2 protein-coding genes are annotated in these 873 nt (G+C 58.2%); both read right to left on the reverse strand.

Annotated features, from left to right (window positions below; translation table 11 throughout):
* Positions 1 to 309 (reverse strand): Na+/H+ antiporter subunit E (locus ACR0C6_RS21515; RefSeq protein WP_480621154.1); only part of this gene is annotated, 309 nt, incomplete at its 3' end.
* Positions 309 to 873, reverse strand: a 565-nt coding sequence (locus ACR0C6_RS21520; RefSeq protein ID WP_480621156.1) for a proton-conducting transporter transmembrane domain-containing protein, incomplete at its 5' end; no start/stop codon positions are given. The genes ACR0C6_RS21515 and ACR0C6_RS21520, both read right to left, overlap by 1 nt.

Below are 873 nucleotides of genomic sequence, written 5' to 3' on the forward strand. Positions count from 1 at the left end.
CTCCAGCGGAATGCTAACCCAGTTGGGCCGCCGGTCTTCATTGCGTTTGAAGAGGACGATCCGGGCCACCGTCATATTTGCAACGACAATATCCCACAGCACCACGATCATGTATTCGGCGACCATGGGCCAGTTGCGCAGCTTGGGCCTGTCGGGCCAGTAAGGTTGTGTGACGAAGGGAATGATGATTCCAAGGATCAGGCCAAAGACCAGAGAATTCAGTGACGGGCTGTTGGCCAGCAGAATCCAGACGATCGTCAACAAAATGGTCAGGTGCGGGTGCGGAAAAATCCGGTGTAGCAGTTTCATCACTCGGCCCATCCCAATACGGCAGAGATGTAGTTTTCAGGCATAAACAGCTGCCCTGCGGTTTGGCTTGTATATTCCAGCGCAGGACCCGCGAACAATGTCAGCAGGATCAGGCCGGCTACGGCGCCAAACACGGCAGTAAAGGCCAGACCGGGTTGCGGTTCAGGTGCGACCGGTGCAGGGGCAGCTTCATTTTCCGCTGGCTCAGCTATCGGAACAGCCTGAGTGTCGTAACTTTTCCAGAAAATCAAAGTTCCGGCTCGGGCCAACCCGATTATTGTGACGAACGAGCCGATCAGAATCACGGCCCAGACCGTCGTGGCATCCGAAGCATCGCGCGAGGCGTCCAGCACAAGCAGCTTGCCAATAAAGCCGGACAAGGGCGGCATCCCCGCCATCGCAATCGCCCCCACGAAGAACAGCGCGGACACCAGCCCGCTTTGCGGCATGGGTGGCGTTGGTGCGATGGCCCCGCCGCGCCGCGCCATCACCAGATCGGCAACCAGGAATAGCAGGGCTGTCGCCAGTGTCGAATGGAACACATAGTACAGTGCCGCGGCTGTT

The organism is Ruegeria sp. AL12, assembly GCF_056540885.1.